Source organism: Paraburkholderia sp. CHISQ3, assembly GCF_030464945.1.
Lineage (GTDB): Bacteria > Pseudomonadota > Gammaproteobacteria > Burkholderiales > Burkholderiaceae > Paraburkholderia > Paraburkholderia megapolitana.
Genome location: NZ_JALPRG010000005.1, coordinates 431,686 through 457,920, shown reverse-complemented (window position 1 = coordinate 457,920; position 26,235 = coordinate 431,686). Strand labels below are relative to the sequence as shown.

At 61.9% G+C, this 26,235-nt stretch carries 25 protein-coding genes; 9 read left to right on the top strand and 16 right to left on the bottom strand.

The genetic code is table 11. The annotated features are described in order from the left end of the window. Window positions 1–173 precede the first annotated feature (173 nt). From M0D65_RS14705 to M0D65_RS14695, 3 genes are all read left to right on the top strand, one after another. A complete protein-coding gene (locus M0D65_RS14705) occupies window positions 174–950 on the top strand; it encodes a class I SAM-dependent methyltransferase (protein ID WP_266253322.1) in 777 nt (258 codons plus the stop codon). Window positions 951–1,157: 207 nt separating this feature from the next. After that, on the top strand, window positions 1,158–1,748 hold the full coding sequence (locus tag M0D65_RS14700) for a flavoprotein (protein WP_266253321.1): 591 nt from the start codon (window positions 1,158–1,160) through the stop codon (window positions 1,746–1,748). Between the two features lie 25 nt (window positions 1,749–1,773). After that, on the top strand, window positions 1,774–2,484 hold the full coding sequence (locus M0D65_RS14695) for a gamma-glutamylcyclotransferase (RefSeq protein ID WP_266253320.1): 711 nt from the start codon (window positions 1,774–1,776) through the stop codon (window positions 2,482–2,484). Between the two features lie 141 nt (window positions 2,485–2,625). On the opposite strand, the gene M0D65_RS14690 is transcribed toward M0D65_RS14695, so the two are convergent. The 7 genes from M0D65_RS14690 to M0D65_RS14660 form a co-directional block, all read right to left on the bottom strand. After that, window positions 2,626–3,516 carry a MipA/OmpV family protein gene (locus M0D65_RS14690; protein WP_266253319.1) on the bottom strand — a complete coding sequence of 297 codons (891 nt, stop codon included), beginning with the start codon at window positions 3,514–3,516 and terminating at the stop codon, window positions 2,626–2,628. After that, window positions 3,513–4,400 (bottom strand): carboxylesterase, encoded by an 888-nt coding sequence (locus M0D65_RS14685; protein ID WP_266253410.1) that lies wholly within the window; start codon window positions 4,398–4,400, stop codon window positions 3,513–3,515. Before M0D65_RS14685 ends, M0D65_RS14690 begins: the two co-directional genes overlap by 4 nt. Next, window positions 4,400–5,179, bottom strand: a complete 780-nt coding sequence (locus M0D65_RS14680) for a DUF4118 domain-containing protein (protein WP_091008464.1) — start codon at window positions 5,177–5,179, stop codon at window positions 4,400–4,402. The genes M0D65_RS14685 and M0D65_RS14680 overlap by 1 nt, the downstream gene beginning before the upstream one ends. A gap of 393 nt (window positions 5,180–5,572) precedes the next feature. Next, the gene (locus M0D65_RS14675; protein WP_266253318.1) at window positions 5,573–6,625 is read right to left on the bottom strand and encodes a GTP-binding protein; all 1,053 of its coding nucleotides are present in this window, start codon (window positions 6,623–6,625) and stop codon (window positions 5,573–5,575) included. Between the two features lie 12 nt (window positions 6,626–6,637). After that, on the bottom strand, window positions 6,638–7,621 hold the full coding sequence (locus M0D65_RS14670) for an MBL fold metallo-hydrolase (RefSeq protein WP_266253317.1): 984 nt from the start codon (window positions 7,619–7,621) through the stop codon (window positions 6,638–6,640). A gap of 54 nt (window positions 7,622–7,675) precedes the next feature. After that, a complete protein-coding gene (locus tag M0D65_RS14665; RefSeq protein WP_266253316.1) occupies window positions 7,676–8,536 on the bottom strand; it encodes an IclR family transcriptional regulator in 861 nt (286 codons plus the stop codon). Continuing rightward, on the bottom strand, window positions 8,533–9,363 hold the full coding sequence (locus M0D65_RS14660; RefSeq protein WP_266253315.1) for an IclR family transcriptional regulator: 831 nt from the start codon (window positions 9,361–9,363) through the stop codon (window positions 8,533–8,535). Before M0D65_RS14660 ends, M0D65_RS14665 begins: the two co-directional genes overlap by 4 nt. 315 nt (window positions 9,364–9,678) lie before the next feature. Between M0D65_RS14660 and M0D65_RS14655 the strand changes: the two genes are divergently transcribed. From M0D65_RS14655 to M0D65_RS14635, 5 genes are all read left to right on the top strand, one after another. Next, entirely contained in the window at window positions 9,679–10,638 is a 960-nt protein-coding gene (locus tag M0D65_RS14655) for an MBL fold metallo-hydrolase (RefSeq protein ID WP_266253314.1), read from the top strand. Between the two features lie 51 nt (window positions 10,639–10,689). Then, window positions 10,690–12,417, top strand: coding sequence for an FAD-dependent oxidoreductase (locus tag M0D65_RS14650; RefSeq protein ID WP_266253313.1), 1,728 nt, complete (start codon window positions 10,690–10,692; stop codon window positions 12,415–12,417). A 20-nt stretch (window positions 12,418–12,437) separates the two neighbouring features. After that, window positions 12,438–12,641 (top strand): DUF2783 domain-containing protein, encoded by a 204-nt coding sequence (locus M0D65_RS14645; protein ID WP_091008448.1) that lies wholly within the window; start codon window positions 12,438–12,440, stop codon window positions 12,639–12,641. A gap of 214 nt (window positions 12,642–12,855) precedes the next feature. Beyond that, on the top strand, window positions 12,856–14,379 hold the full coding sequence (locus M0D65_RS14640; RefSeq protein ID WP_266253312.1) for an AMP-binding protein: 1,524 nt from the start codon (window positions 12,856–12,858) through the stop codon (window positions 14,377–14,379). A 37-nt stretch (window positions 14,380–14,416) separates the two neighbouring features. Then, entirely contained in the window at window positions 14,417–15,670 is a 1,254-nt protein-coding gene (locus M0D65_RS14635; RefSeq protein WP_266253311.1) for an ABC transporter substrate-binding protein, read from the top strand. 6 nt (window positions 15,671–15,676) lie between these two features. On the opposite strand, the gene M0D65_RS14630 is transcribed toward M0D65_RS14635, so the two are convergent. Continuing rightward, the gene (locus M0D65_RS14630) at window positions 15,677–16,150 is read right to left on the bottom strand and encodes an Lrp/AsnC family transcriptional regulator (RefSeq protein ID WP_091008441.1); all 474 of its coding nucleotides are present in this window, start codon (window positions 16,148–16,150) and stop codon (window positions 15,677–15,679) included. A gap of 306 nt (window positions 16,151–16,456) precedes the next feature. Further along, complete coding sequence (locus tag M0D65_RS14625; RefSeq protein ID WP_266253310.1) at window positions 16,457–18,349, bottom strand: DUF3857 domain-containing protein; 1,893 nt, start codon at window positions 18,347–18,349, stop codon at window positions 16,457–16,459. A gap of 245 nt (window positions 18,350–18,594) precedes the next feature. Here M0D65_RS14625 and M0D65_RS14620 point away from each other — a divergent pair, with 245 nt between their 5' ends. After that, window positions 18,595–19,767: a 4-hydroxybenzoate 3-monooxygenase gene (locus tag M0D65_RS14620; RefSeq protein ID WP_266253309.1), complete on the top strand. Its 1,173-nt coding sequence runs from the start codon at window positions 18,595–18,597 to the stop codon at window positions 19,765–19,767. 36 nt (window positions 19,768–19,803) lie between these two features. Here the strand turns inward: M0D65_RS14620 and M0D65_RS14615 are convergent, their stop codons facing one another. From M0D65_RS14615 to M0D65_RS14585, 7 genes are all read right to left on the bottom strand, one after another. Beyond that, on the bottom strand, window positions 19,804–20,196 hold the full coding sequence (locus M0D65_RS14615) for a DUF1987 domain-containing protein (protein ID WP_091008435.1): 393 nt from the start codon (window positions 20,194–20,196) through the stop codon (window positions 19,804–19,806). 15 nt (window positions 20,197–20,211) lie between these two features. After that, window positions 20,212–20,775 (bottom strand): SiaB family protein kinase, encoded by a 564-nt coding sequence (locus M0D65_RS14610; protein WP_266253308.1) that lies wholly within the window; start codon window positions 20,773–20,775, stop codon window positions 20,212–20,214. A gap of 2 nt (window positions 20,776–20,777) precedes the next feature. Continuing rightward, entirely contained in the window at window positions 20,778–22,064 is a 1,287-nt protein-coding gene (locus tag M0D65_RS14605; RefSeq protein ID WP_266253307.1) for a SpoIIE family protein phosphatase, read from the bottom strand. Window positions 22,065–22,419: 355 nt separating this feature from the next. Beyond that, window positions 22,420–24,135, bottom strand: a complete 1,716-nt coding sequence (leuA, locus tag M0D65_RS14600) for a 2-isopropylmalate synthase (RefSeq protein ID WP_266253306.1) — start codon at window positions 24,133–24,135, stop codon at window positions 22,420–22,422. Window positions 24,136–24,588: 453 nt separating this feature from the next. Continuing rightward, window positions 24,589–24,864 carry a BrnA antitoxin family protein gene (locus M0D65_RS14595; RefSeq protein ID WP_266253305.1) on the bottom strand — a complete coding sequence of 92 codons (276 nt, stop codon included), beginning with the start codon at window positions 24,862–24,864 and terminating at the stop codon, window positions 24,589–24,591. Then, window positions 24,836–25,117, bottom strand: a complete 282-nt coding sequence (locus M0D65_RS14590) for a BrnT family toxin (protein WP_091008418.1) — start codon at window positions 25,115–25,117, stop codon at window positions 24,836–24,838. Before M0D65_RS14590 ends, M0D65_RS14595 begins: the two co-directional genes overlap by 29 nt. A gap of 189 nt (window positions 25,118–25,306) precedes the next feature. Then, complete coding sequence (locus M0D65_RS14585; RefSeq protein ID WP_266253304.1) at window positions 25,307–26,215, bottom strand: LysR family transcriptional regulator; 909 nt, start codon at window positions 26,213–26,215, stop codon at window positions 25,307–25,309. Window positions 26,216–26,235: the final 20 nt, after the last annotated feature.

Sequence of the window (26,235 nt, the reverse complement as noted above, 5' to 3'; positions counted from 1 at the left end):
TTTGCTTTCCCGGGTGTGAATAAATGCACGACTTTCACGAAGGCAGCATTTCATGAGGTGTGTCCTTCGTGGCTCTATAGCGTGAACTGCGAGAGGCATCTCTGGCGCGAGTTCAACCTTATAACCGCACCATCTGTCGAGAAACAGGAGATACATGAATGTCCAAACTCATCTTGTCGGAAAAGCAGGGATTGCATGAGCAGTTCGGAGAAAAGGAAGAGATTGGCGGTAATCACTATCGGTCCTGGGTCGGGCCGCCGAACTACTATGATCTGATCGGCGCCACCCAATTTAACCTGCTCACGTTGTTCGGCATGCGCGAAACGTCGACGTTGCTCGACATCGGCTGCGGCTCTCTGCGCGGCGGGCGGTTTTCGATCATGTATCTCCGTCCCGGGAAGTACTTCGGCCTGGAACCGGAAGAGTGGGCTGTGCAGGACGGCTTGCAGAGCCACTTCGGCAAGGAGTTCGCGGAGCGCAAGCAGCCGACGTTCGTGTACGACAGCAACTACACGTTCACGAAATTCGAGCGTAAGTTCGACTACCTGATGGCGCATTCCATCTTTACCCACGCGCCGGAAAAGCAGATCAGGCTTTGCCTGTCGGAAGCTGCCAAGGTGATGGCGCCTGAAACGATCTTCCTGGCGACTTTCTTCGAGAGCCTGGACGGCACCGACTACACCGGTGAAGAGTGGCTGTATCCAGATATCGTGCGGTTCCGCAAATCGACCATTACGTCGTTCGTGGAAGGCGCAGGTCTGGAGTGCCAGCATTTCGACTGGGCGCATCCGTTCAACCAGAAATGGGTTGCCGTGACGCTAAAGGGGAATATGCCGGACGTGAAGAAGCTGCTCGGCGGTTATATCTATTCCTACGAGGCAGCACTCGAACGAAGAACCAACGCCACGACATGGCCCACTTCGCCGACGGACAATGCAACGGCGAAATGAGCGGTAGCTTCGGCTGAAACCATTCCTTCGTACAGACCGGATATGTCGGCGTGCAAGTTGAACGTTGCGATTGCGCGAGGCGGTCCCGACATGCTGGTCTTACGGACTTGAATCGTGTGTGATGGACCGGTGGGTGACGCAGCAGCCTCGAGTCGAGCTGGTGAAACCCATGGTCTGCCTGATCGAGCTCTTGAGGGCCAATTTGCGATGACTAGTACTACGACCACCGAGACACAGAAGCCGAGAATACTGATTGGAGTAACGGGCTCTGTCGATGCCATGCTCCTGCCGCAGTACATCCGCGCCATCAGGGCGGGTCTTGACTGTTCCATGAGTGTGATCCTGACGCCGGACGCCGCCGACTTCGTCAATGCGGACAGCATTGGGCTCATCGTCGAGCGCGTCATCAGCGGCGAGAGCCCGAAGGACTGGCCCACTGACCGGCCGGGCCGCATCGCCGGGGACCACGACCTGATGATCGTGCTGCCGGCGACGGCCAATACGCTCGCCGCTGCCGCGAGCGGCACATCCCAGAACCGCTTGACGATGCTGATTCTCGTGGGCGTTTTCCCCATCATGTTCTTCCCCGTCATGGGTCCGACGATGTGGGAGAAGCCTGTGGTTCGCCGCAATGTCGCGAGAATTCGCGAGGACGGACACGAGGTTATCGACCCCGCGTGGCGCGAGCAGTACGAACCTCACTATCGCCGTATGTACGGTCACTACACGCTACCTGATCCGGACGTTGTACTCGCGCACATCAAGCGCAAATTGGGCATCGCCCGGTCGGAATCGTAGTGATATCGAACCGCACAGGAAACGTATGGCGACGAACAATGTGATTACCCGCGAGCGGCTAAAAGATGGCTCACTACTCGCAGAGTGGCGGGCGACTGCCCCTGCGGGGTCGCCGGTGCGTTCCGATGAAGAGATCGCAGCTTCGCTGAAAGCGGCGCTGGCGGAGCGGCCTGCCGAAGGCGACGTCTGGGTCTTCGGCTATGGCTCGTTGATCTGGAACCCTACGTTCGAGTTTGTCGAGCAACGCACCGCGTTGCTACAGGGTTGGCATCGACGCTTCTGCGTGTGGACGAAGGGCGGTCGAGGCTCGCCTGACGCCCCCGGTCTCACGTTGGCGCTCGACCGCGGCGGTTCCTGTAGGGGCATCGCGTTCCGGCTCGACCCGAAGCAGGTCGATGAGGAACTCTTCATTCTGTGGCGACGTGAGATGGTGAGCGGTGTCTATGAAGCGCGCTGGGTCGACATCAAGGTCGAGAACGAGAAAACGATGGTGCAAAAGGCGAGGGCCATCACCTTCGTCGCCAATCGAAGTCATGACAGATTCACCGATCAGCTCTCGGATGATGAGATTGCGCGACGTATTGCCGCGGCGCGTGGTCCGCTCGGTACCTGCCAGGAATACTTCCTGAACACGATTGGACATCTCGAGGCGCTGGGGCTACGGGATGTCGGGCTGGAGCGCATCAGGCGCTGCATGTCTGCAAGGGAAACGTCATCGGATGTTCCGTTAGCGTGATCCCGCAGGATGCTGTTGTACGGCGCAGCGCTGGCAACCGCGCGCACCGTACGCTCGACGATCAGGCGTACGTCGATTTCATGCGCACTCGTTTTTCGTCGTGCATGACGCAGTGACTGCGCGATGCACTTTTTGCTCGCATCAATAGCGGTAATTCACCGACGCAAGCGAATTAAGCTCGAAGCGACGCGAAGTAATCGGGCTGTCGGCGGCGTAGTGTTGCAGGCGGCCCGCTACGATCGAGATCGAACTCGTCCAGTGCTTCGAGAAATCGTGGCTCACGTAGAAGTTCATATGGATGTCGCGGATGCCGGAGCCGGTATCGAAGGTCGGCAGTTTCGATGCAGCGCTTTGCTGCTGCGACACGCCGAAGAAGGTGCGCGTGTACTCGGCATCGGCCCATGTGAAACCTGGCCCGACTGAGAAGAGCCAGTTGTCGAGCGGCAGCGACGCGTACAGATCGCTCACGACCGTCTTGCCCTGCCTGTTGCCGCCGATATCCTGATACATCGCGACGGAACCGGTAAACGCCCACCACGTGTAATCGCCGAACAGTTTCAGTTTCGGGGTCCAGTGCACGTCGCCGAGACCGCGCAGCCGTGGGTCGTCCGATTCGCTGCGCGACTGGAAGTCGAGGCTCAACGCGGCGCCCAGGTGGTAATTCGGGTCGCGCACCACGTTCACACCGAGCACATCGGGGCCTTGCGAGAAGAACCGGTCGTCGTAGGAAATATCGAGTGCAGGGAACGGATAGACCTTCAGTTTGCTCGAGCCTGGATACGCGGGGGAGACAATCACGCCGGGGCCGAATGCGATCTTCCATTTGCTGGGCGAGGTAGTACTCGCAGTGGTCGTACTTGTGTCCGCAGTTGCGGGAACATCGGCCGTCGCAGTGGTTGTCGTGGACGTTGTCCCAATGGCATTGGCCGTAGGCGCTCCAGCCGTTGCCGGTTCATCCGCGTACGCGCCACAGGAGACCCCCGTAAGCGCAACAAGCAGTAAAGCGGAAAAAGTAGTGCGTGCAACGATCATGCGCGTTCCTTGCTAAGCGCCGACAACTGACGCAGCCGCCGCGCCAGCGCCTTCGAGACGACGGGCGTCTTCGTATGGTCGCCGGTGCTCGCCATTTCGCTTTCGCGCAGAAACGCAGCGGTTTCGCGCGCAACGACTTCGCGTTCGTTGTCGGAGGTGATCATGTGATAAGAGTCGTCGAGCCAGATCGTGCGCAGAAAGCTCGTATCGATTTCGTCGGCCACGAGAAGCGCGTTACGCGGGCTCGACGTTTCGTCGTCGATGGCGTGAATGATCAGGCAGTCGTTGCGGATCTCGCCTAGTTGCGGGCGCACCCAACGCACCAGGCGGCTTGCTTCGTGCAATGCGGGCAGCGAGATCGTAGACGGTCCTACCTCGCTGAAGTCGCTGCGCTGCATCGCCCGCGCAATCTTGGCGCGCAGCGCTTCATTGCGCAGGCCGAACGGCGCTGCTTCGCGATAACGCCAGTGTTTGCGCAACGGTGTGAAGTAGGCCCAGTCGAGCAGAAAGCGATACCACGGCATCGACCAGCCGTCGTAGGCCAGTGTGATTGACAGCAGCACGAGTGCCTGCGCGGTCGGCCGGCGGCGTGCAAGCGCCAGTGCGAGCGTCGAGCCGATCGACAGCCCGCAGATCGAGACGCGCGCATAGCGACTCGCGAGCGCATCGTATTCGGCGATGGCGGCGTCGAGCCAGCGCTCCATCTGCTGCTCCGGCATGCCCGCGCTATAGCCGTCGAGCACCGGTGCGCAGGTCGTGAATCCTTCGTTATGCAGAAATCGCGCGAGAAAGCGTAGTTCGAGCGGCGAGCTCGACAGGCCGTGCAGCAGAAGCACGGCGTGCTGGTCGCCGGCATTGAAAATAGTAGAAGCCCTGTCGATGATCAGTCTCCGATGCGCAGCACGAGAAAATCCCCCGCGTGCGTCGTGAAGCGTTCGCAGATGCAATCCACCAGTTTCGACGGGCCGTTGCTTGAGGCGATGCGCACCCGATGGCTACCGGGCCACAGGCCGTTCCAGAAGCGCTGAATGTCTTCGGGATGCACGTCGGCATAGCGAGGCCCCGGCGCGATTTCGCTCGGCAGTGCGAGCCGCACGCCCGCAATACCCGGCGCGCTGGCACCGTTGATCGCTACCGCCCCGTTGCGTTCGAGCGCCTGGATCAGGATGAACGCCTTGTTGTGCTGCGCGAGATGGCGCAGCAGGCGATGGGTCTCATCGACGGCACGACGCGCGATGGCGCGCTCGTTGTCGTGCCGCAGCAGCATTTCGTAGCGCGACTGCGCGACCGACGCAATCAATTCCGCGCGGAACTGCGCCCGGCGCAGGCGCTCGATCAGCGTGATGATGATCAGCGTGATGAGCGGGTACGAGATCACGAGGATCAGGTCCCGGCGGTCGAACACGTCGATTTGCGCGTAGGGCGGCACGAACAGGTAATCGGCGATGCCGAGGCCGAGCACCATCACAGTCGCCGCGGGCGCGAGCCCAAAGTAGTATTCGATCAGCGCGGCGGCGACACCGAACGTGGCGCTCGGCATGACCGGACCGATCAGCGGGTGGAGCAACAGCCGTACGACAGCGGCAATGACGACCGCGGCCGCCACGGCGATCCATGGGCGGGTTCCCCGCGGTGCCCAGCGTCGGGCGTTTTGAACATGCATAAAATTCTTTTGTTTGACCGGTCCGGTTAAAGACGATGCGACGTGCGGCCGGTTTAAGCGAGCGGTTCTGGATCGCGAATCATTCGCAACTTGTCCGGATTCCTGCATTTGCGCGCCGGCGCGCTGAATCTGCGACACATGGCGCCGGGTGTACGGGAACGGGACTCCACAACCGGGTCGATAATATATAACGGCACCCCTTACCAAAGGTTGACGGTGGAAAACGCGGATTTCGCGTCAAACACCGCCGGGTCGGCGCGAGCGAGTGTAATACGGCGTAACCGCAAACTTACACGCTTTTGTCATGGTTGATAAAGCCCGATCTGGCGGTAGGGGGTATTGGTACCTGGCTGCGCGGTTGCGAAATGCCTACGATGCGCCTACGACTCGCGTTCAATCGAGGGTCGCCATGCACTCCATGCCCGCCTCGCGTAGAAAATGCGCGATGGTTGCCTCGACGATCGATGCGTCCAGGTTCTGCACGATAAAGACGAGCCGCGTCCTGCGGTCGTCGTCGGACCAGTGGTCGAGTTGTAGCGGCTCGTGCAGCCACTGCTGCACGCCATGCAATACGACAGGCCGCGTTTCGCCGATGAAATTGCCGATGCCCTTCATGCGCAGAATCCGCTCGCCGTGATAGCCGAGCAGCACCGTCAGCGCGCTTTCAAGCGCCTGCATCGGCAGTGGCTGCGCGTAGCTCAGGCAGAAGCTCGCGATGTCCGGATGGGCCGTGTGGATTGCACGAGACGTTGCGGCACCGCGCATCAGCTTGCGTGGCGCGGCTTCGGTACGCAGCCACGGGCGCAGCGCGCGCGGCGTCAGGATGTCGAGCAATTGCGCGGCGTCGATCTCGCCGTTGCGTACTGCGATACGTGGCGCGCCGGGGTTCAGTGCAGCGAGCGCGATCTCGAGCGCAGCAAGTGTCCCTGCGTCGACGAGATCGGCCTTGGTAAGCAGCAGGCGGTCGGCGACGGCAACCTGCTGACGCGATTCTTCGTGCTTTGCAAGTTGCGCCACGCCGTGTTTCGCATCGACGGTCGCGACGATGCCGTCGAGCCGCACGCGTTCGCTCAGCGCCTCGTCGCCGAGCAGCAGCGAGATGACGGGCCCCGGCCGCGCGAGGCCGGTGGTTTCGATCAACAGACGCTCGAATGCCGGAATTTCGCCGCGCGCACGCCGCTCGAGCAGATCGGCAACCGTCGAGGCAAGACCGTCGCGCACACCGCAGCACAAACAACCGTTTTCCAGCAGCGCAACGGTGTCGTCGCGCGTCGCGCCGACGAGCAGATGGTCGAGACCGATCGCACCGAGCTCGTTGACAACCACCGCGCAGCGGCCGAGCGCTGGTTGCGGCAGCAACCGGTTGAGCAGCGTCGTTTTGCCCGAGCCGAGAAAGCCGGTGAGCAGCGTGACCGGAACCGCTGCGTCATGCGTTGCCTGCGTCATGTCCACTCGATCTCAGATGATCTGCAGGTCGCGCCCGACGATCACTTCGCCATCGAAGTGACGGCGCGCGTCGGCGGCCCACATGTCGTCGGTGATGGCGGGGTCGCCGCCGGGCACGAAATGACTCAGCACCAGCGTCTTCACGCCGGCAGCGGCCGCGATCTTGCCGACCTGTTCAGTCGATGTGTGGCTCTTCACGAGATGGTCGAGCAGCGTCGGTGCGTTGTCGACGCTCTTCATCAGCTTGGCTAGCGCAGGCAGATACATCACTTCGTGCACGAGCACGTCCGCGCCTTTGGCGAAATCGGCGAGCGCCGGATAGTAGGTCGTATCGCCGGAGAACACGACGGTGCGGTCGCGCGTTTCGAAGCGGTACGCGAATGCGGGTTTGATCGTGTAGTGATCGACGAGAGTCGACGTCACGCGCACGCGCTCGTCTTCCATCACGAGGCGCGGTCCGTCGAATTCGTGAGTGTTGATCAGCGGCCGCAACGGCGGACGACCTTCCTCGCGCATGCGCACGTCGAGATCGATTGCGTTCATGTCGACGAAGTCGTCGATCATCTTCGCGATGCGTGGCGGTCCGTACAGATGGACCGGCGTATGCAGCCCGGTGGCCCACGCGAGAAACACGAGGTTGCCGAGATCGGCGTTGTGATCTGAATGATGATGCGTGATGAAAATGTCGCGCAGCTTCGGCAGCTTGATGCCGGCTTTGGTTAGCTGTAGTGCAACGCCGTTGCCGCAGTCGACCACATACGGCTGACCATCGACGACGAGCACGTTCGCCGGTGCTGCGCGCAGATCGGACGGCGTCGGGCCGCCTTTCGTGCCGAGCAGGACCAGCTGCGTGCCTTTGGACGACAGCGTGGTGGTCGGTGCAGCGGGCGTTTGCGCGTCGGCTTGCTGCATCCACGGCAGCGATGCCGTGGCGCCGGCGGTGACGGCGAGGCGCATGAAGTCGCGGCGGTTGCGTCCGAAGGGTTGATCGCTCATGTGTGGGTCTCTTTCTCTTCGTCGAAGTTGTGGGTCTTGTCTTGTTCGGCGCCGCTAGCTACCGTCCGGCGTCGCCATATAACCAAACCGGTGCGACAGACGTTGAGTCGCGGCAAGCAGCGTCAACGCAGGATGCCCCGCCGTATCGCTATCGAAACTACCCGCCGGCCCCATTACGGCGATCACCACACAGATGCTGCCGGTGTGATCGAACACCGGCGCGGCCAGCGTATTGATGCCGGGGATCGGCTTGTTCAACGCGGTGTCGATGCCGTTCGCACGGATCTGCGCAAGCCGTTGCAGATAGCCGGGCTGGAGGCGCGCCGCGGCTGCGCCGCGCGTGGACGATGATTGCGCGAAGATCTCCGCGGGTTCGGCGCCGGCCAGCCGCAAACCATCTTGCCCAAGCAGATCGCGCCGCACGTCGTCGGCGATGTAAGCGGCGAACACGCGGCCGATCGCGGTGTTGACTAGCGACATCACGGTGCCGACCCGCAGGCTCACGTGCAGCGGCCTCGGCGATTCTTCGAGCCGCACGACGGTTGGCCCGAGCGGCCCGAGCACGGCCATGGCGACGCTCATGTCGGTCGACGCCGCGAGTTCGACGACTTCGGCCTCGGCTTCGCGGGTCGGCGACAGACGTTGCAGGCCGATCAGCCCGAGTTCGAGCGCAAGCGGGCCGGCTGCGAAGCAACCGTCGGCGTCACGACTCAGCAAGCCGATCTTCTGCAGGCTCACGAGGTGCGGGAAGGCCTTCGCCGGCGGCATCGCGGCGGCCGCCGCGAGACCGCGCAGCGTGAGCGGGACGCCTGCTGCAACGAGCGCGGCGAGCAGTTCGCCGGTGCTGTCGAGCGACTGGATACCGCGTTGTGGTTTGGTATCGGCGGCGGATGGGCCGAGCGTTTCGGTCGTCATGGCGTCGCCTCCAGCGTCGGCGATAGTGATAGCGCGGCGAGATCCGCGCCGATCGTCCGTGTGGTGTCGAGCAACGCGCGAGCAAGCGCGCCGTTCCATGTGACGTCGATTGCACCGGTGGGGCCGATGGCGGTCAATGCAAGTTGCAGGCAACCGGCGGCGTCGCAGACAGGCGCGCTCAGGCTGCTGATACCTGGGCTCGGCGCATCGATGCCGCGCTCGATACCGCGTCGGCGGATCGCAGCGAGTGTTGCGTCGAACGCGTCGCGCTCTGCTGCTGGAACCGGGTAATCGGTGAGCCCGGTCTGGTTTGCCAGCATCGCGTGTAGTGTGGGCGGTGGCAGCCAGGCGCAGAACACGCGTCCCGTCGATGTGGTCGTCAGCGACATCACGGTGCCTACATGCAGGTTCACATGCAACGGAAACCCGGCGTGCTCGTAGCGAACGATCGTCGGGCCTTGCGGCCCCGCGATGCAGATCGCGATGCTAAAACCGACTGCTTCGGCGAGTGCCGCGACACGCGGCACAGCAGCGCGAAATGCCGGTTGCCGTTCGAGATGCAACAGACCGAGTCGCAATGCCAGTGGACCGGGTTCGTAGCGCCCCGACACGGCGTCGCGCTTGATGAGCCCGAGCCGCGTGAGACTGACGGCGTACGCATGCGCCTGGCCTGGCGGGAGTGCCGCGCTCGCGGCGAGATCGGACAGCGCGAGCGGCGCGCGGGCTTGCGCCAGCGCCGCAAGTAACCGGCCGCCGACTTCCACGCTCTGAATGCCGCGCTGCGGTTTCTGTGCAGTAGCTGCTGCTTTGTCTGTACGTTGCGTCATCTGTCTCGTCGCTGTGCCCACTGCTGTACCCACCGCTGTGCCCAAACATCCAGCCGTTCGAAAAAACGCCCATGTTAGCCGAAGCCGACCGGCCTTCGGATCATCATCGTACGCTGCTCAAGATTTGTATATAGCGATACATTTCGCTATTGACAAATAAACTTGTGCAACCCTAAGATGGCTTCACCCCGCTATCCGAGCAGCAAACAATCAATGCGGGGCGAGACACTCCCCGCCATGCTGCAGGCTGCTTGCCTGCCGTTCCACCGGCCGTATCGTCTCGTCCCGCCCGTCACAGTTCCACTGGAGGCAGACATGACAAAAGCATTTGCATCGCAGGCCGATCTCGAGGAAAAGAAAATCACGTTCACGCAACTGTCCGAGAACGCCTACGCCTATACGGCCGAGGGCGATCCGAACTCGGGCGTGATCGTCGGCGACGATGGTGTGCTGATCGTCGATACGACTGCGACGCCCGCGATGGCGCAGGACCTGATCGCAAGGATCCGCACCGTCACCGACAAACCGATCAAGTACGTCGTGCTGTCGCACTACCACGCGGTGCGCGTGCTGGGCGCATCGGCATATTTCGCCGAGGGCGCGCAGCAGGTGATCGCGAGCCGTGGTACCTACGAAATGATTGTCGAGCGTGGCGAAGCGGACATGAAGTCGGAAATCGAGCGCTTTCCGCGCCTGTTCGCGGGCGTCGAAACGGTGCCGGGTTTGACGTGGCCGACCCTCGTGTTCGAACGCGAGATCACGCTGTTTCTCGGCAAGCTCGAAGTGCGCATCGCGCACCTGGGCGCCGGTCATACGAAGGGCGACACGATCGTCTGGTTGCCGTCGCAGAAGGTGCTGTTCTCGGGCGATCTCGTCGAGTACGACGCTGCGTGCTACTGCGGCGACGCGCAGCTCGAACAGTGGCCCGCTACGCTCGAAGCGCTGCGCGCACTCGGTGCGGACAAACTCGTGCCGGGCCGCGGCCCCGCGCTGACTACGCCGCAGGACGTTCACAAGGGTATCGACTACACGAAGGATTTCGTCACGACGCTGCTGCAAAGCGGCCGCGAAGCGGTCGAGCAACAGCTCGATCTGAAGGCGGCGATGGCGCATACGCGCAAGGCAATGGATCCGAAGTTCGGCCAGGTCTTCATCTACGAACACTGTCTGCCGTTCGATGTGTCGCGCGCGTTCGACGAAGCGAGCGGTATCAAACATCCGCGCATCTGGACCGCGCAGCGCGACAAGGACATGTGGAGCGCTCTGCAGGGCTAGGCAATGCGCAGCGTCGAGAAGGCGCGCGGGAGACGGATGGAGACACTGTAAATGAGCATCGACTACCAGGCGCTGTCGTTCGACTACCGGCCGTGCCGCGAGCAGCGGCACGGCGTGGATGAGGCGAGCGTGCATCCGGTGATCGTGGTTGGCGCGGGGCCGGTGGGCCTCGCAACCGCAATCGATATTGCGCAGCAGGGCGTGCCGGTCGTGCTGGTGGACGACGACTGCACGTTGTCGACGGGTTCGCGCGCGATCTGCTTCGCGAAACGCACGCTCGATATCTTCGACCGGCTCGGCTGCGGCCAGCGCATGGTCGACAAGGGCGTGAGCTGGAACGTCGGCAAGGTATTCCTGCGCGACGATCTCGTCTACACGTTCAATCTGCTGCCGGAAAGCGGTCATCACCGGCCTGCGTTCGTCAACCTGCAGCAGTACTACGTCGAAGGCTATCTGCTCGAACGCGCGAGCGAACTGCCGAACCTTGAAATCCGCTGGAAAAATCGCGTGACCGGTTTGCAGCAGGCAGGCACGCCCGGTGCGCCGGATGCCAGCGTGACGCTGACAGTCGACACGCCCGATGGTTCGTATGCGCTGCGCGGCCGCTATGTCGTCGCGGCCGACGGGTCGCGTAGCCCATTACGCGCGCTGATGGGGCTCGACAGCCGTGGACGCACGTTCAAGGACCGCTTTCTGATCGCCGACGTGAAAATGGAAGCGGATTTTCCAACCGAGCGCTGGTTCTGGTTCGATCCGCCGTTTCATCCGAACCAGTCGGTGCTGTTGCATCGTCAGCCCGACAACGTGTGGCGGATCGACTTTCAACTGGGCTGGGACGCGGACCCTGTGCTCGAGAAAACCCCCGAGCGTGTGATTCCTCGCGTGCGCGCGCTGCTCGGCGCGGACGCGAAATTCGAACTGCAGTGGGTCAGTGTGTACACATTCTCGTGCTTACGGATGGAACGCTTTCGTCACGGCAACGTGCTGTTCGCTGGCGATGCCGCGCACGGTGTGTCGCCGTTCGGCGCGCGCGGCGCGAACAGCGGTGTGCAGGACGCGGAGAATCTTGCGTGGAAGCTCGCGATGGTGGTGGCAGGCCGCGCGCCCGATGCGCTGCTCGACAGCTATGCGGCCGAGCGCGAATACGCGGCCGACGAGAATATCCGCCATTCCACGCACTCGACCGATTTCATCACGCCGAAGAGTGCGGTCAGCCGCGTGTTTCGCGATGCCGTGCTGACGCTTGCGCGCGAGCATGTGTTTGCGCGGCAGCTTGTCAATAGCGGGCGGTTGTCGGTGCCGACGGTGCTGGGCGATTCCATACTCAACACACCGGACAGCGACGCTTTCGACGGCCGGATGGTGCCGGGCGCCGCGTGTTGCGATGCGCCGCTCGAGCACGCTGGACAGCCGGCGTGGTTGTTGCCGCAACTAGGTCAGCAGTTCACCGGGTTGCTGTTCTGCGGTGCGGATGATATCGACAGCGGCACGCATGATGCATTGCAGACGTTAGCGCATGCGAGCGTGCCTTTACGGTTCGTGCTGATTGTGAGCGCGGATGCACGCGATGTCGCCACGGCGTTAGAACGCAGCTTGCCTTATGCAACGGTGGCGATCGATAGCGAAGGACTAGCGGCGGCGCGTTATGACGCAACAGCTGGCACGTTCTATCTAGTGCGGCCCGACCAGCATGTCTGTGCACGCTGGAGACGCATCGACGCACGCCGCATCGAAGAGGCACTCGGACGCGCGCTTTGTCTAGAGAACAGCGCGCAGTAGCACACAAGGAGAGGACAAGTATGCCGCTCAACACCGAACCAAATCTCGCGCGCCCCGACGATTTCTACGAAGCGCTGATCGACATGCATCGCGATCTGGACGATGCCCAAAGCCAGTCGACGAATGCGCAGTTGATCCTGCTGCTGGCGAATCACATCGGCGACCACGCGACGCTGCTCGAAGCGATGCAAATCGCACGCAATGGGGCGACGCGTCGGACGTAGCAGCTGGAAGCGGCGCACGCTGATCGATAAACCCGACTAACCCGGCTAACCAGGGGAATCAACGGGATTGTCGCAAGACCGATAGTCAAGCATAGTCGTCGACACGCGCGACGGGGCAAGCCCCGGACCGAACGATCCACGATGGAGACGCCTATGCCGATACCACGCTTCCATACGCCGCTGTGCTCCCGCAGTCTGTCGAGGGTGACCGCCCATGCCCGCTGATCTGATCTTCGAAGACCGCCTGCGGCCCGGCGACGAACTGCTCGCGCGCGGCCAGCGTCTGGCGGGCGGCCTGTACCGGCTCGGCATCCGCGAAGGCGACACGGTCGCGGTCCTGATGGGCAATCTCCCCGAATATCTCGACGTGATCCAGGCGTGCCGCATAGCCGGCTGCATGTACTGCCCGATCAACTGGCACTTCACGCCTGCCGAGGTCGAATACCTGCTGGTCGATTCCGCGGCGAAGGTATTGATCGCCGATGCGGAGCTGCTAGCCGCGTGTCTGCACGTAGTGCCACGCGACACGCTGTTGCTCGCCGTCGATGCGAATCCGGTCTCCGGTCATTACGTACCGGTGCGCAGCGAAGCCGCGCTGCGCTACGAAAGCTGGCTTGCCAGCCAGGCGCCTTACGACGGGCCGACCGTCGCACCGCGCGGACATCTCGTGTACACGTCGGGCACGACCGGCCGGCCGAAAGGCGTCGTGCGCGATGCGGTGCCGCTCGATCAGTTGCAGGCACGCGATCAACTGTCGCAAACGGTGATCGCGAGCACCTTTGGGATCGTGCCCGGTTGCCGCGTATTGTTGCCCGCGCCGCTGTATCACAGCGCGCCGACGCTATTCGCACGCAGCGCGATGCAAACCGCCGCGCTGCTGGTGCTGATGCCGCGCTTCGATGCGTTGCGTGTACTGGAGTTGATCGAGCGACACCGGATCGACACGCTGTATCTCGTGCCGATCATGTATGTGCGTCTGCTGAAGCTGTCCGCCGCCGAACGTGCGCGTTACGATCTGTCGTCGCTGCGTTTCATCGCATCGACGGGTGCGCCGTGCTCGCCGGATGTGAAGCGCGCGATGATCGAATGGCTCGGCCCGATCGTCTACGAGACCTATGCGTCGAGCGAAGTCGGCATGGTCACCGTGATCGATTCGCACGATGCGCTGGCACGCCCAGGCAGCGCCGGGCGCCCGGTCGGTGACGCGCAGGTGCGGATTCGCCGCGAGTCGGGTGAACCGTGCGATGTCGGCGAAATCGGCTTGATCTATGCGCGCCAGCCCGCCTATCCGGACTTCACTTACCGCAACAACCACGCGGCGCGCGAGCGGATCGAGCGCGACGGGCTCGTCACGCTCGGCGATATGGGTTATCTCGACGCCGACGGCTATCTGTACGTCTGCGACCGCGCGTCGGATATGGTCATCTCGGGTGGCGTCAACATCTATCCGGTTGAAATCGAGAATGCGCTTGCGCGGCATCCGGCGCTCGGCGACGTCGCGGTGTTCGGCGTGCCCGATGCTGAGTACGGCGAGCGGCTCGTCGCGGCGATCGAATGCGATGCGGCTGCGAGCGGCCTTTCGGCGGAGACGTTGATCGACTTTCTGCGTCCGCTGATTGCGGGCTACAAGATTCCTCGCGAGATCGCGTTCGTCGCGCATCTGCCGCGCGACGACAACGGCAAGATCGCGAAGCGTCGACTGCGCGATGCGTATGCGACGTCGCCGTGGAATCGTTAGCCAATCATAAATAGAGACCATCAAGGAGACCATGTACATGACCGCTAGAACACGTCGAACAGCCCGAGCGCTTGCGGCATTCGCCATCGCCGCCATGGCGCTCGCTTCGCTGCTCGCGCACGCGCAGACTCCGCAACTGTCGGACGGCGTTGTGAAGATCGGTGTGTTGACCGATCTGTCGAGCGTGTATGCATCAGTGGCCGGACAGAGCGCCGTCGAGGCGGTGCGCATGGCCGCGGAAGACTTCATGAAGGCGAACCCCGGCATCAAGGTCGAAGTAGTCGCCGCCGATCACCAGAACAAGGCCGACATCGCAGCGACACGCGCTCGCGAGTGGTTCGACGTGCAGCACGTCGACATGATCACCGACCTCGCTTCGTCGGGTGCTGCGTTCGCGGTCATCGACATCGCGAAGCAGAAGAACAAGATTGTTATTGCCACCGGGCCGGCGAGCTCGGACATCACCGGAGCGAAGTGTTCGCCGGTCAGTATTCACTACGTCTACGACACGTATGCGCTAGGCCATGCAACCGGCGATGCGATGGCGAAGCAGGGCGGCGACAGTTGGTTCTTTCTCGCCGCCGACTACGCGTTCGGCCAGGCGCTTGTGAAGGACACCTCGGAGGCCGTCAAGGCCGACGGCGGCAAGGTGATCGGCACGGTACGAGCTCCGCTGAACGCTTCTGATTTCTCGTCGTACATGCTGCAGGCGCAGAGTTCGGGCGCGAAAGTAATCGGCCTCGCAAACGCCGGCGGCGATTTCATCAATGCGGTCAAGAGCGCGAATGAATTCGGCATCACACGTGGCGGCAAGCAGCAACTGGCCGGGCTGCTGGTATTTCTGTCGGACATTCACGCGCTCGGCTTGCAGACCGCGCAGGGTCTGCAATTCTCTACGGCGTTCTACTGGGATCGCAACGACGAAACCCGTGCGTGGGCCAAGCGTATTTATGCGCGCACGAAGAAGATGCCGACCCAGATCGAGGCCGGCGATTACTCATCGACGATGCATTATCTGAACGCGGTGAAGGCGGCCGGCACCGACGATACCGCTGCCGTCATGAAGAAGATGAAGGAACTGCCGATCAACGATTTCTTCGCGAAGAACGGCCGCATTCGCGAAGACGGCCGTATGGTGCACGACATGTACCTCGTGCAGGTGAAGAAGCCGTCCGAGTCGAAATACCCTTGGGATTACTACACCATCAAGGCGACGATTCCCGCCGACAAGGCGTTCCGACCGCTTGCAGAAAGTGCGTGCCCGCTTGTGAAGCCGCCTGTGCAGCAGTAAACGAACTTAAACCTGCACGGACGGGATGCTCTTCATACAGCGCAGCGTGAACATCGAGCGGCTGTGGCGAATGCCGGCGATCTTGTAGAGCTTCTCGCGTAGAAAACGCTCGTACCCCGCGGTGCCATCCACCGCGACTTTCACCAGATAGTCGTATTCGCCCGATACCAGGTACGCCTCCAGCACTTCGGGTAGCTCGGCCAGTTCCGCGCCGAAGCGCGCGAGCGCATTGTCGTCGTGACGATCGAGCGTGACTTCGAGGAGCACGATATCGGCGAGCCCGAGCTTCTGGTGGTCGAGCAGCGCGACATAACCGCGGATATAACCATCGCTTTCCAGTTGCCGCGTCCGGTTCCAGCACGCGGTGGTCGACATGCCGACGCGCTCGGCGAGATCGGCGTTGCTGACGCGCGCATTGGTCTGCAGCTCGCGCATGATCTTGAGATCCTGCGGGTCGAGCGGGCGATTACGCGAGGTCATGGAGGCTCCGGAACATTATCAATTTAATGACGATGATACCGGAAGAAGCTTCTGCAAAACACTGATGTCTGGCGGAAAACAGGAAGCCCTTACAGGCGGAAGCTGGGTATATTTACATCACGCTTCCGTGCCCGGAAACGCTTCGCAGGCCGCTTACCTGCGGCGGCGGTTCGCCACAGCCACAAGCTGTGCCCGGGTGTTACGCCGCCTTTACCGTGGGCGGCGATGCGAGCGAGGTCCGGCTTCATCGAAGCCGGGGTGCGCTCGCCGGGCATGGACGCTTCCTTTAATCGAAGGCGGGTTTGCCTAGTAGTAAACCAGCTGGGTTCGCAGATCGCGCTTCACTGCGCGTCCCATCTTTCTGAACTCCGGATATTGATCGGGCTCGATCAGTCCACCGGGCAAGGTGATATCCAGATTGCGCGTCACGGTGATGGTCTGGCCGTCGACTTGATACGCCGACGTATACGTTCCCCATTGCGAGGCGATGTTGGCCGGTTTGGGCAAGACGGGAATCTTGACGCCGTCCGGCAGCGTAATGGTTGTCGTCTCCGTCACATGTCGCCCAGCCATGGGCATCGCGTATTCGCGCCTGTCTTGAGAAGTCTGCTCGAACGTCGAGCTGATGTTGCTGAAGCTACCCAGCCCCGCCGGTACCTGGATCGCGCCTGGTCCGGGGAACAGCGCGTAATCGGGCAACGTAAACCGCGTTTCGTAATTGAACGGCTTCGTCAGGTCGCGTACCTCGCCGTGGGTGTAGCCGCCCGTGCCGTCCTGACCGGTCATCGTCAGGACCCGTGCGGCAATCTGCGTTTCAAGGCCCGGACGAATGGACGAGAAGAGTTGTCGCGACAGCAGATCGAAGGCGCCCTGATTGTCGATCTGACTGGTGCCGAGCACGTTGCCTGCGCGATCGATCGTGAGTTGCGTCGTGACCTTCACGCGGGCGCTGTCCGGGTTGGCGACCGGTAGCGTCACGAGACGCGCGGTGCCGCTGCCGTCGTCGGTCACCAGGGCGGGTTTGCCGAGTTCGGAATCGGGTAGTGTGCCGAAACGCGCGAGTCCCGCAGTCGAATCGACAAACAGATTGAAGGCGGGCAGGTAGGTGATTGCGTGATTGAACACGCCAACCGGCATGGCGGCTTTCGGCACCCAGTAGCTGTCGTACGCGTTGACCAGTACGGGCGCGCTCTTGATGCCCTTCGCTGCGAGCAGCGCTTCGAGCAAGGTCACGTGGTCCTTGCAGTCGCCGTATGCCGCGTCGAGAATCGCGCCGGCATCGTGCGGCACGACACCGCCGAAGCCAAGATAGATCGCCACATAACGAATGTTCGTGCTGACCCAGTTGTAAAGGATCTCGGCCTGTTGCCGCGGGTCTGTCACGCCCTGGGTGAGCTTGTCCGCGAGCGCCTGGACAGCGGGTGTCACCGCAGCCTTCGGCGCCGCCCGATCAAGATAGGCCGCACCGGCAGTTGCGAAATTCGGGAATGTGCTCACCGCCACGCGCGGGCTGTAGTCGACGCTGCTGACCGAGCCCAGTTCGGGCGGCCGCGCGGGACGATTCGTCAGCGACCATTTCCAGAGCTGCGTATCCGGTTTGTCCGCAGTGGCGCGGCCACCGTCGAGATCGATGGCATCGACATACAGTTTCATCGAGGCCGGCGCGCGGATTGTCAGATGCATCGACTCTCTGGGCGTCCCGACACCGTAATACTCAAGGGTCGAGAATTGCCCCGGAAACATGGGCTTTTTCTGCGTGCTCTTATAGCGCAGCGTGAGCGTCGCGCCGATTGCGACACTCGGGAAGACCACGACCTTGACCTTGTTGTCGTCGAACATCGGCGCCTGGGCGCCTTCCGCACTTTGCTGCTCGAGAATCTTGTCGGGCGTGACGTCGATGCGCCGGCCGTCCTGGGTGGTCGTGTACGCCTGCTCGATCTGCAGTTCTTCGAGCGACGTGCTGTAGCGTAGCGATACCTGTCCGCGTTGCTGGACGCCCTGGTCCGTGTTGATGCGAAAGCTCTCGGTGATGTCTTTCGTGTAGGTGCCGTCTGCGTTGACGTTATAGACGGTGTCGTCGACGAGGATCGTGATGTTGGGCTGGAAATCGGCAGGTTTTGCGGTGTTGGCGGCTTGTACTGCGCCGTATGAGGTGGCAAAAATCAGCGCTGCGGATATCACGCGAATCAGGTAATGCATGGAGACTTCCCCGGGACGGTAAAACTTATGGTCAACGATTTAAACACAGCGGGCGGTTCGTTCGCAATAAGAACGCCTGACTGTAAGGTCCTGTGAATTAACGGGATTTCCTCTTCCCTCGGTCGCGCAGCAACGACTACGGCTATTCGATATCGAGATAGTACATATCCACCATATCGCGTTGTGCGATACCGCTGTTCCCCGCCACACTTGCGCAAACGAATCCCCGATCAGGAGACTTTCCAGTGCGCACTCAGGTTGGCATCATCGGCGCGGGGCCCGCGGGCCTGCTGCTTTCCCATCTGCTTCATCTACGCGGTATCGAATCGGTGGTGCTGGAGGCGCGCGGCCGCGAACAGATCGAATCGACGATACGCGCCGGCGTGCTCGAACAGGGCACGACGGACCTGCTCACCGAAGCGGGTGTCGGTGCGCGGATGAAGACTGAAGGAGCACAGCATCACGGCTTCGAACTCGCGTTCGAAGGCAAGCGTCGGCGGATCGATCTTACTGGGCTCACGGGTCATTCCATTACCGTTTATGCACAGCACGAAGTGCTGAAAGATCTCGTTGCCGCGCGCATCGAGGCAAACGGGACTGTGCTGTTCAACGTCTCGCAGACCTCGTTGCATGGTATCGACACGACGACACCATCGATCCGCTTTCACCACGAAGGCGAACCGCAGGAACTGCATTGCGACTATGTAATCGGTTGCGACGGTTCGCAGGGTGTATCGCGCAACTCGATTCCCCGGGCACTGCGACGCGACTACGAGCGTGTGTATCCGTTCGGCTGGTTCGGCATTCTCGTCGAGGCGCCGCCTTCGTCACATGAGCTGATCTACGCACGGCACGAGCGTGGCTTCGCACTTGTCAGCACGCGCTCGCCGAACGTGCAGCGCATGTACTTCCAGTGCGATCCGAAGGATACGGTCGAGCTTTGGTCAGACGATCGCATCTGGGCCGAGCTGCATGCGCGCGTCGATTCGACTGAAGGCGAGCATGTGGTGGAGGGAAAGATCTTCCAGAAGAATATCGTCGGGATGCGCAGCTTCGTGTCGACGACGATGCGGCACGGGCGGCTGTTCCTCGCCGGCGATGCCGCGCATATCGTGCCGCCGACCGGCGCGAAGGGGCTGAACCTCGCGGTGGCCGACGTCCGCGTGCTGACGCACGCGCTCGATTCGTTCTACAAGGAAGGCCGCATCGATCTGCTCGATACGTACAGCGCGACTGCGCTCAAGCGGATCTGGCGTGCCGAGCACTTTTCATACTGGATGACGCGGATGATGCACCGCCTCGACGATGCGTCGCCGTTCGAGCAGCAGTTGCAGATCGCCGAACTCGAACACGTGACGACCTCGCGCGCCGCGGCCACCGCGATGGCGGAGAACTACGTCGGCGCGGTCGCGGTGTAATACACGATTCGCGTACGCTGCCTGAGCACCGGCGCGTTACGTCTCGATCAGCACCTCGTTGAACACCACGTGGGTCGCGCCGATTCCGTAGAGCAGATCCTGACCGAGTTCCTGGATCGCGTCGTCATCCGGATCGAACTCCCAGTCGATGTCGACATTGCAGCCGCGCTTCGAGGCATCGCTCAGTACCATGAAGAGCTGCCGCATCGCTTTCGTCGACGCGCTGTTGATATACGTCAGACGCACACGCATCACGAAGTGCGGCGGCTGCGCGGTCTGCAAGTACTGCCCGATCAGTTGCAGGATCGGACCGAAGAAAGTATTCGGATTTTCCGGGTGACATTCTCCTTCGACCGAAAGACGCTGGTCAGCGGGGGAAAACTCGATCTCCGGGGTGAAGTCGGTACGGGGAAGTTTGATCGGCGTCATGATGCAGCCTCGGGGTTAGACAAAAGCCTTGATATAAAAACGCGAGAAGCGTCCAACCGACGCTTCGTCGTCATAGAACGCGTACTCGACCGGCTGGATACTGTCGCGCGCGATCGTCAGCAGGCCGAGACCGGCGCCTTTGCTGATCGTGTCGGTGTTCGCGTGGTCGTCGTTGGCGAGCTGCTCGCGGTAGGCCGCCTTGATCTCGTCGAGCGACATCTGCTTCAACTGGTCGAGCCTGCCGGCGATGCGCGCCACGTGTTCGACCGGCACCAGATTGCCGCACACGATCCAGTACGACGTTGTGTCGCGGCCTACCGCGATGGCGCCGGGCCGTGCTTCGGTATCGCTCGGTGTTTCGACGCAGCCGCCGTAGTGCAGCACGTTCTGCGCCATTTCCATGAAAGTCGAAAACAGCTTGCGCTTGGCGGCACCGCCTACACTTTCCAGTTCAAGCCGGCTCTTCAGGTTGGCCGACAGCGAACGCCGCACCTCTTCGTCGAAGTGGCCGGCGTAGTAGTACACGAGACCGGCGTCGCCGGCCGCATCGCGAAAGCTTTCGAACGCGCGGAAATCCATCGTTATGCCTCGTTCGTGAAAGCGAAGAAACACACGTCGTCGCGCCGATGTTGCTGGCCTTGCCATTCGGCGAAGCTTGCGAGCAGCGTGTCGCCGAACTGCTGAGGACGCTCGTCGCGGTGGTCGGCAAACAGCTTGTACAGGCGCTTGCGGCCGTGCGCAATCTGCTTGGGGCCGCCGACCTGATCGATGATGCCGTCGGTCGTGACGAACGCGCGGTAGCCGGTCTGCAACGTATGGCGGCGCGTGGTGAATGCAAAGTCATCGGGTGTGTCGCTGTAGCCGACGCCCATTCTGTCACCTTCGAGCAGCAGCACATCGGGCTGCTGTTCATCGAGCACGGCCAGTTCGAGGCGTGCGCTCGCATATTGAAGATCGAGGCCGTTGCCGGTGAGTACGAACATGAAAGCATCGAGGCCGTCGTCGGATTTGCCTTCGCGTACGACATGCGCTTCACCGCCCGTTGCGTGCTGACCGAGCACTTTCTTGATGTAGCGGTTCAGTTCCGACAACACCTGTGCCGGATCGGGTTCATCGCAACCGGTCGCGACGCGGTTCTCGAGGAACGATAGTGTGATCAGCGTCATGAACGCGCCCGGCACACCGTGCCCCGTGCAGTCGATCAGTGCGCCGAACATGCCGTTGCGGGTCGCGCGAAAGAAGTAGCAGTCGCCACCGACGACATCGCGCGGCAACCACTCGAGCCGAGCGGACGGCAGACACGCGGCGAGTTCCGTCTGCGAATGCCGCAGGTTCGATTGCTGGATCGCTGACGCATACTCGATGCTTGACAACAGTTGACGCGTCTTGGCGGCTTCGATATCCGACATCGCGCGGATCAGCGCCATGCCGCTGCCGATGCCGAAGTACTGGCCATCGCGTGTGCAGATGAAGCCGTCTTTCATCACGCGGGATTCGGGCTCGACCGCGTTGCGCACGACGACTTCGATCGGCGTATCGGCACCGACCATCAACGGTTCCTGATTCGCAAACGACAGGCAACTGCGCTTGCCGAACACCTCGCGGCTAAACGGCCGGCCGTACTGCTCCATGAACACGTTGCGGTTCACGAGCGCGACGGGTGCGCCGTTCTTGACCACCGCAACGGCCTCAACGTCGGGCGCGTCGAGAAACCAGTTCTGCAGATCGGCGTTGCTCATGTCCGACGCGACGGCGGGCGTGTCGACGGCGATCTGGCCTGCGTGTACGACGAGCGCCGGTTGCGTCGCGTTCTGTTGATCGGAACTGGCGGTAGCCAGTGCGCTGTACAGCTGTTCGATACTTGCCATGAAGGATCTCGTTGCAACGCGGAAGTCGGAGGTGCTGGCTGCTTTTGCGCCACGTCGTGCGTGTTCGACAAAAGAAACGCAGTGCCCGCGAAATTAGCGCTGACGCATGACAGAATCGTTAATGGAATTGGTGAATCGCGCGATGTGAGGTGCTTTTTTTCAGGTGCGCGGTGTGACGCAAAAATACTGCGATACAGGGCTAAAGTTTTTTGTGTGATGGTCGATAACTTAAGGCTCGATGCTATGTGCAGGCGTGGTACGTCCACGCAAGACATATCGTCGGAGCGTAAAAAAGGGATGCCCACCTGCAAGCGCGGACACCCCTTTCACTCCGGTAATTTATCGCAGCCGGGTTCTACACCGCAGCGTGATCCGCCTCGCGCAATACCGCATCGAAGAAACGCTGCTGCGCGTCATCGCCGCAACGCGCATACGCACGATTGATCCCGCTGATCACCGCGCGGATCGATGCGGTCACCAGATTCGCATCGATCCCGACGCCGAACGCGTTGCCCACCACGTCCGTTCCGGCCATCTCCGCAATCGCGATCGCGCGCGCGTCCGCACCCTGCGTCAGCGCGCGTTCTTCGTAGTGCTGGATGCGCACGGGGGTACGCAGTGCATGCATCAACGCATCCAGCGGGCCATTACCTTCACCGCTCACGACGGTGCGCTTGCCGTGAATATCGACCGTCAACTGAATGTGCTCGCGCTCGCCGCGCTCGCTCAGACTATGGCCGACATAGTGCAGCGGCGCCTGGCTGTCGACGTATTCCTGCTCGAACAGCGTAAAGATTTGCTGCGGTGTGACTTCGTGGCCGCTGTTGTCGGTGAGCCGTTGCACAGCCGCGCTGAAATCGACCTGCAGCCGGCGCGGCAATACGACGCCGTACGACTGTTCGAGCAGATAGGCGATACCGCCTTTGCCCGACTGGCTGTTCACGCGGATGATCGAGTCGTACGTGCGGCCGAGGTCGTTCGGGTCGACCGGCAGGTACGGCATTTCCCAGATCGCGTCGGGCTTCTGCATCGCGAAGCCTTTCTTGATCGCATCCTGGTGCGAGCCCGAGAACGCCGTGAACACCAGATCGCCGACATACGGATGGCGCGGATGAATCGGCAATTGTGTGCATTCCTCGGCCGTACGCGCCACTTCGTTGATGTTCGAGAAATCGAGGCCCGGATCGACGCCTTGCGTGTACAGGTTCAGCGCGAGTGTGACGAGATCGACGTTGCCGGTGCGCTCGCCGTTGCCGAACAGACATCCTTCGATACGATCGGCGCCTGCCATCACCGCGAGTTCCGCGGCGGCGACCGCGGTGCCCCGATCGTTATGCGGGTGCACCGACAGGATCAGCGAATCGCGGCGCGCGAGATTGCGGTGCATCCATTCGATCTGGTCCGCGTAGAAGTTCGGCGTACCGATCTCGACCGTGGCGGGCAGATTGACGATGGCCTTGTGCTGCGGCGTCGGTTGCCAGATGTCGAAGACGGCGTCGCATACTTCCTTGGCGAAATCGAGTTCGGTGCCAGTGAAGGTTTCAGGGCTGTATTGCAGCGTGAAATGCGTGTCCGTTGCCGCATCGGCGAAGCGCTTGATCGTACGTGCGGCGTTCTGCGCGAGTGTCTTCACGCCGTCGCGGTCCAGTCCGAACACCCACTTGCGGAATTCGGGCGCGGTCGCGTTGTACAGATGAACGATCGCACGTGGTACGCCGCGCAGCGATTCGAACGTGCGCTCGATCAGATCGTCGCGTGCCTGCGTGAGGACTTCGATCGTTACGTCGTCAGGAATGTGACCGCCCTCGATCAGCTCGCGCACGAAATTGAAGTCGGTCTGCGACGCGGACGGGAACGCGACTTCGATTTCCTTGAAACCGATCGCGACCAGCGTCTTGAACATGCGCATCTTGCGCTGCGCATCCATCGGTTCGAACAGCGCCTGGTTGCCGTCGCGCAGGTCGGTGCTCATCCAGATCGGCGCACGCGTGATGGTGCGCGAAGGCCAGGCGCGGTCCGGCAAGTTGACGGGCGTAAAGGGACGGTACTTGGCGGCAGGGTTCTTCAACATGATGGGTCTCGCTCAATGGATGTGAATGAATGGCTGGGTGGCAATCGGTCAGGTCGCGCGATATAGCGGACGTAGGCGGGCGCTTCGCGCAATAGCTCGGGCGAAGGAGGCGGGACAGCTGGGGCAGGAGGGTTTCATCGTCGTCATCCGTGGGTTCGACAGGTTGGGTGTCGACCGGATGAGCAAACGAAAAAGCATCGCCTCCGGTCGGAAACCGGGGCAAGGTCAGCAAACTGGGGATTTAGCGGCGCTTCAGCAGAAACAGATGTTGTACGCGCGCAGCAGCAGACCTGGCCCGGTTGAGCGGGCTAGTAGGTCTAGCGATAGGGAGGTGATCGGCGCGTACATGGTGCGACATAAAATCACATGTTTTGAGATGCGTCAAGTTTTGCGTGTTTTCGCGCTGGGCGCAATTGCCCCTGGCTTCTGACCAAAGCGTGACAGTGACGACTGTCACGCGTGATGGGTTTCGAGCCACTCGCGCAACGCGTCATTCATTCGCGTCTGCCAGCCTTCGCCGCTTTCTCTGAATCGCTCGATAATCTCCGCATCGTATCGAACGGTAACCGCGACCTTGGGATTGGCGAGCTTCGGGCGGCCGCCACGTTTTCTCATCTGCGCGAACTGCTCGTCGCTGGGTTCGAACGTGTCGGGGTCAGCCTCGATGCCGCGTGCGATTGCGGCTTCTTCCTCGGGTGTGTTACGGATCAGTGCAGGTTGCTTCTTCATAGCGTTCGATTTCCCGGTTGTTGGCTTTGCGCAGGCTGATTACCCTGAAGGTTTCACCGCGCTGCGTGAACACGACGCAGTACAGGCGTGCACCGATCACCGCATAGCCAATCTCGCGCAACTCGCCGTAGTCCCTCCGGATGTCGGGCGCGCACCATACGGACGACCAGTCGATAGCTTCGGCGAGTCCCAGTGAAACGCTGTGCTTTGCTTCGTTAACCTCACTCTTTGTGCGGTCGTGAGTCGTTTTCATCGGTTATTGTAGTTACATAAATTAACCGCGGCAACATGTTTTTGTAACTACGTTAACTATTGCTCGCGCAGAAGCGTCGTAGGATACCGGCCGTCGGTGCGTTTTGGCGTTCAATGGCCGTTTGGCCTACCTTTCTGCCGCAGCCCCAAAGCGGATAGTTCTATTTTGCTTCTGGCAGTTTTACGTGTTTCACCGCACACGCCACGGCGCAACCGGCCGAAACCGCGCCTGCAAATGCCGCATGAACATCGTCGTACGCATCGGCAGGCCGGTGCGCTGATGCGTCAACGCGATCACGTTCGCGTCGGGCAGCTTCCACGCGGGCAACAGCCGCACCAGCGTGCCACGTGCGACGTCATCGGCGACATCCCACTCCGATCGCACGATCACACCACGCCCTTCGAGCGCCCAGCGACGGATCACATCGCCGTCATTGCAACTCAACCGGCCCGGCACACGCACGCTGCGCGTGGTACGGCCTTTGCTGAAATGCCATAGCGTCACGTCCTCGTTGTTTTCAGGCAGTGCGATGCAGGGCAATGCCGCCAGCGCTTCCGGCGTGGCGGGCATGCCGTATCGCTTCACGAACGCGGGCGACGCGCACGCCCACCGTGCGTTCGGCGCGACCGCATAACCGATCAGGTTCGACAGCCGCAGTTCGCCGATATGCACGACGACATCGAAGCGGTCCGCGATTTCGGTGAGCGGCTCGTCCGACAGCGTGAGCGCGATATCCACTTCCGGGTGCAGCTCCTGGAAGTGCGCCGCCGCGGGCGCCACATAGCGCTTGCCGAAACCAAGCGGCGCATTGATCTTCAGCGTGCCGACCATGCCGCCGCGACGCGCGTGGAGATCGTCGAGCAGCGCATCGAACTGTTCGATCAGTACGGCGCCGCGTGTGCAAAGCAGTTCGCCTTCTTCGGTAAAGCGCAGCCGGCGCGCGGAACGATCGACGAGCCGTACATCGAGCCGCCGTTCGATCTGCTGCAGCCGCTGCGTCACCGCCGACGGCGTCAGGCCGAGCGTGCGGGCGGCGGCGAGCAGGTTCTCGCTGGCACGGATGGTGAGCAGAAAGCGCAGGTCGGCGGAGTCTTTCATTTCAGTTCCACTAAATCTAT

Excerpts from the sequence above, each read along its gene's own strand:
- M0D65_RS14630 (WP_091008441.1), bottom strand. The coding sequence starts at position 16,150 with ATGACCTCGCGTAATCGCCCGCTCGACCCGCAGGATCTCAAGATCATG.
- M0D65_RS14665 (WP_266253316.1), bottom strand. The coding sequence starts at position 8,536 with ATGACGACCGAAACGCTCGGCCCATCCGCCGCCGATACCAAACCACAA.
- M0D65_RS14605 (WP_266253307.1), bottom strand. The coding sequence starts at position 22,064 with ATGGCAAGTATCGAACAGCTGTACAGCGCACTGGCTACCGCCAGTTCC.
- M0D65_RS14650 (WP_266253313.1), top strand. The coding sequence starts at position 10,690 with ATGAGCATCGACTACCAGGCGCTGTCGTTCGACTACCGGCCGTGCCGC.
- M0D65_RS14670 (WP_266253317.1), bottom strand. The coding sequence starts at position 7,621 with ATGAGCGATCAACCCTTCGGACGCAACCGCCGCGACTTCATGCGCCTC.
- M0D65_RS14595 (WP_266253305.1), bottom strand. The coding sequence starts at position 24,864 with ATGAAGAAGCAACCTGCACTGATCCGTAACACACCCGAGGAAGAAGCC.
- M0D65_RS14660 (WP_266253315.1), bottom strand. The coding sequence starts at position 9,363 with ATGACGCAACGTACAGACAAAGCAGCAGCTACTGCACAGAAACCGCAG.
- M0D65_RS14585 (WP_266253304.1), bottom strand. The coding sequence starts at position 26,215 with ATGAAAGACTCCGCCGACCTGCGCTTTCTGCTCACCATCCGTGCCAGC.
- leuA (WP_266253306.1), bottom strand. The coding sequence starts at position 24,135 with ATGTTGAAGAACCCTGCCGCCAAGTACCGTCCCTTTACGCCCGTCAAC.
- M0D65_RS14640 (WP_266253312.1), top strand. The coding sequence starts at position 12,856 with ATGCCCGCTGATCTGATCTTCGAAGACCGCCTGCGGCCCGGCGACGAA.
- M0D65_RS14625 (WP_266253310.1), bottom strand. The coding sequence starts at position 18,349 with ATGCATTACCTGATTCGCGTGATATCCGCAGCGCTGATTTTTGCCACC.
- M0D65_RS14700 (WP_266253321.1), top strand. The coding sequence starts at position 1,158 with ATGACTAGTACTACGACCACCGAGACACAGAAGCCGAGAATACTGATT.
- M0D65_RS14655 (WP_266253314.1), top strand. The coding sequence starts at position 9,679 with ATGACAAAAGCATTTGCATCGCAGGCCGATCTCGAGGAAAAGAAAATC.
- M0D65_RS14615 (WP_091008435.1), bottom strand. The coding sequence starts at position 20,196 with ATGACGCCGATCAAACTTCCCCGTACCGACTTCACCCCGGAGATCGAG.
- M0D65_RS14645 (WP_091008448.1), top strand. The coding sequence starts at position 12,438 with ATGCCGCTCAACACCGAACCAAATCTCGCGCGCCCCGACGATTTCTAC.
- M0D65_RS14695 (WP_266253320.1), top strand. The coding sequence starts at position 1,774 with ATGGCGACGAACAATGTGATTACCCGCGAGCGGCTAAAAGATGGCTCA.
- M0D65_RS14610 (WP_266253308.1), bottom strand. The coding sequence starts at position 20,775 with ATGGATTTCCGCGCGTTCGAAAGCTTTCGCGATGCGGCCGGCGACGCC.
- M0D65_RS14675 (WP_266253318.1), bottom strand. The coding sequence starts at position 6,625 with ATGACGCAGGCAACGCATGACGCAGCGGTTCCGGTCACGCTGCTCACC.
- M0D65_RS14680 (WP_091008464.1), bottom strand. The coding sequence starts at position 5,179 with ATGCATGTTCAAAACGCCCGACGCTGGGCACCGCGGGGAACCCGCCCA.
- M0D65_RS14635 (WP_266253311.1), top strand. The coding sequence starts at position 14,417 with ATGACCGCTAGAACACGTCGAACAGCCCGAGCGCTTGCGGCATTCGCC.
- M0D65_RS14590 (WP_091008418.1), bottom strand. The coding sequence starts at position 25,117 with ATGAAAACGACTCACGACCGCACAAAGAGTGAGGTTAACGAAGCAAAG.
- M0D65_RS14690 (WP_266253319.1), bottom strand. The coding sequence starts at position 3,516 with ATGATCGTTGCACGCACTACTTTTTCCGCTTTACTGCTTGTTGCGCTT.